Genomic DNA, 2,804 nt, shown 5'->3' on the forward strand with positions numbered 1-2,804 from the left:
GGCCCTAGAGCGATGACGGCGGGGACATCGGGAGCGACCCAGGCCGGGGGCTGCCGGGGCGTGACGGCTACAGGGGAGGGGTCCGTGGTCCGGACCCTGCTTGGCAGGTCGGCCGTGCCGAACCTCAGGTGCAGGTGATCGGGGTCATGGCGACGCCGCTCCCACAGCGTCGCAGTCGGTCCCTGAGCGGTGGCGAGCAGGCTTGCCGGATCGGGGTGGTTGCGATGACGCTCGGTGCATTCCGCCGCGAGCGCGGCACGAGCAGTGGCCTCGACGTCGTCCCGCTCCTGCCGGTAGCGGGCCATGGCTGCACGGAACTCCCGACCCTCCCGCCGTCGGCCGCTCACCACGGAGGCGACCAGGCTCACCGGCGCCAGCACCGCGAAGAGCAGAACGTAGACTGTCCGCAGCAGGGCAGCCATGCCCAGGGCGGCGACGAGCGGCAGCACCGTCGTGAGGACCGGGACCGGGACACGGCGGGTGCGGCCGGCAGGGCGAAGACGGACTCCCGCTCCAGCGGATGCAGGCGAGGCGGACGGTTGACGTCGAGCATGCCAGGAGCGGAGACGGACGGGCGGGTCAGCACCGTGAGCGGTGCGGGCCGCACGAGCAGCAACGTCACCGGGGCGATCCGCACCGCGGCCAGGATGGTGCTGGCAGGCGACGATGGGTGGTCGCCGACGACGGCCGCGCCCGGACCGGCTGTGACGGTGCACCGACCGCCGACCTCGACCCGGATGGTCAGCGCGGGCTCGTCGCTGCTGTGACCCCCCAGCGTGACAGTGCAGCCGGGTCCCGAGCCGACGGTGAACTCACCCGCCGGCAGGTGATGGATGTCGCCCGCCCCGGGCCCACCGATGATCATCAGGTCGACCAGACCCGTCCCGCGGACCCGCCGGGACACCGCGGCATCAAGGCTCACCACCGCACCCTCCAGCAGCGGCGAGGAGGCCAGGGTCGTCTCCGGGTCGAGTGGACGGACGGTACCGGAGACGTTGATCGAGGGCCCGGCCCGCGCCAGTGTGGGAGTACGCCGATGCGGGCGGACAGCGGCGGCCATCGCCCCGGCCACCGCACGGAGCGGGGTTTCCGGGGCGGCGGTCAGTAGTACGTCCGTGCTGGAATTCCGGGTGGCATCGAGGACGGTGAGGGTGAAGCGCATGTATGGAAGATACGGCGTGGAAAAGCGGGGAGCGGGACGGGCCGACGGGGAGTTCTTCTACTTGGTGTTGTGGTCGAAATATGTGGTGGCGCAGAAACCACCATGACGATTCATGGCGAGTCGCAAGGATGATGCTCCCGCCCGGCCGTGCGTGCCATCGCCCGGGTGCGCATCACCTCCGCACCCGCCAGCTCCACCATGGCGTCACTCACCTCGGCAGCGTCGGCCGGGATCGGGAAACCGACCGCAGGTTCGGGTGAGCGCGTCTGGCCGGTCGGAGACGGCCCAGCCGACAGGGCCACTCCGACGCTCACTGACATGCTGATCCGATGACCGTGCACGTCCAGCGGTTCGTCCAGGGAGGAGATGAGCCGCTCGGCCAGGGTTGCGGCCTCGGCTGCGGTAACGGGTCCGGTGACGATGACGAACTCGTCCCCGCCCCAGCGCCCGAGAATGTCGCCGGGGTGGAGTACCTTCGAAAAGCGGCGGGCGGCGGCATCCAGAACGGCATCGCCCGTCGGATAGCCGAAGGAGAAATTGACTCGACGAAATGCATCCAGGTCAAGGAAGAGAACGGCCGTTCCGCGGTTGTGCCCGGTTTTGGCCGTGCCTGTTGTGATGGCCGTGCCGGCGGCGGCTGGCAGGGCGTGTCCGGGGGTTGTTCCGGGCGCCACGGTGGTCACAGTGTCCGGCGGGCCCGCGGCCAGTCGGGCAGCGAGAAGCGCGCGCAGCCCCGTGCGGTTCACCAGCCCGGTTGTCGCATCTGTCGACGCGTGATGCCGCAGCTCCTCCTCCCGCTGGTGTCGCTCGGTGACGTCGTCGACGACGACGATCAGACCGTCACCACGGATCAGCGGGCGCAGGCGTACGTCGAGCCAACGATAACCATGTGGCGTCGGTTTCGGGATCTCGATCCGGGCCTGCTTGCGTCGTCGGTCGATCATCTGCCGGGACAGGATCGCCAGTGCCCGCACCGGGGCAGCCGGATCGGCGAGCGCCGCGGCGGCCAACAGGGTCGCGGGTCGGGCTGTGGCTCGTTCCGCCGGCCGAGCCGCTGATCGAGCCGCTGATCGAGCCGCTGAGTTGGCCGCGTTGTCGCATGCCGCCAACCAGCTGATGCCCGGCCGGACGGGGAGCAGGGCCACCCCGGTGGCGGCATTGCGGCGCCATGCCTCGTTGAGGCGGGTCACCGTTCCCTCCGGGCCGAGCACGGCGACCGACGAGGGGAGGGAGTCAAGGACGGCCACCGCGACGTCGTCGGTCAGCACCGAGCTGGTTCCTTCCGACTGCCGGTCCAGGGGTGGCCGGGTAGGTGAGTTGGACGTACCTGCCTTGCGGTACTGGACACGGGTGGGTCTGCCGTGGGAGCGACGCGTCACGCGCTCCCGCGGCCGGGCGGGACTGCTGTGGTGAGATCAATCCGATCATCCCGGCTTCCTCGTATACGTGTTTTCGGTTTTGCTGACCGGTGTGCGGAGTGGGGGTTGGGTGAGTGCGGCGGGTGCGGGCGGATAGTGACTCCGCTGGGCGAGGGTGGCTGCAGCCGGTCAGCCGGTCAGCTGCGGCGACGGACAATATGGAATCCCGCCTCGGCCAGAATCATCGGTATCAGCCTGATGGTCTCGCGGTCCTTCTCGCGACT

At 70.0% G+C, this 2,804-nt stretch carries 3 protein-coding genes; all 3 read right to left on the reverse strand.

Features of this window, described 5'->3' with window-relative positions; genetic code table 11:
- Positions 1 to 422 (reverse strand): hypothetical protein (locus AC08OQ_RS19005; protein ID WP_476612288.1); only part of this gene is annotated, 422 nt, incomplete at its 3' end.
- Positions 365 to 1,162, reverse strand: a complete 798-nt coding sequence (locus tag AC08OQ_RS19010; RefSeq protein ID WP_476602392.1) for a hypothetical protein — start codon at positions 1,160 to 1,162, stop codon at positions 365 to 367. The genes AC08OQ_RS19005 and AC08OQ_RS19010, both read right to left, overlap by 58 nt.
- A 110-nt stretch (positions 1,163 to 1,272) precedes the next feature.
- Positions 1,273 to 2,430: a diguanylate cyclase domain-containing protein gene (locus AC08OQ_RS19015; RefSeq protein ID WP_476602393.1), complete on the reverse strand. Its 1,158-nt coding sequence runs from the start codon at positions 2,428 to 2,430 to the stop codon at positions 1,273 to 1,275.
- Positions 2,431 to 2,804: the final 374 nt, after the last annotated feature.

Source organism: Frankia sp. CcCS3 (assembly GCF_977927575.1).

What these genes read in the sequence shown, in the direction of transcription:
- AC08OQ_RS19010 (WP_476602392.1), bottom strand. Translation starts at nt 1,162, where the DNA reads ATGCGCTTCACCCTCACCGTCCTCGATGCCACCCGGAATTCCAGCACG.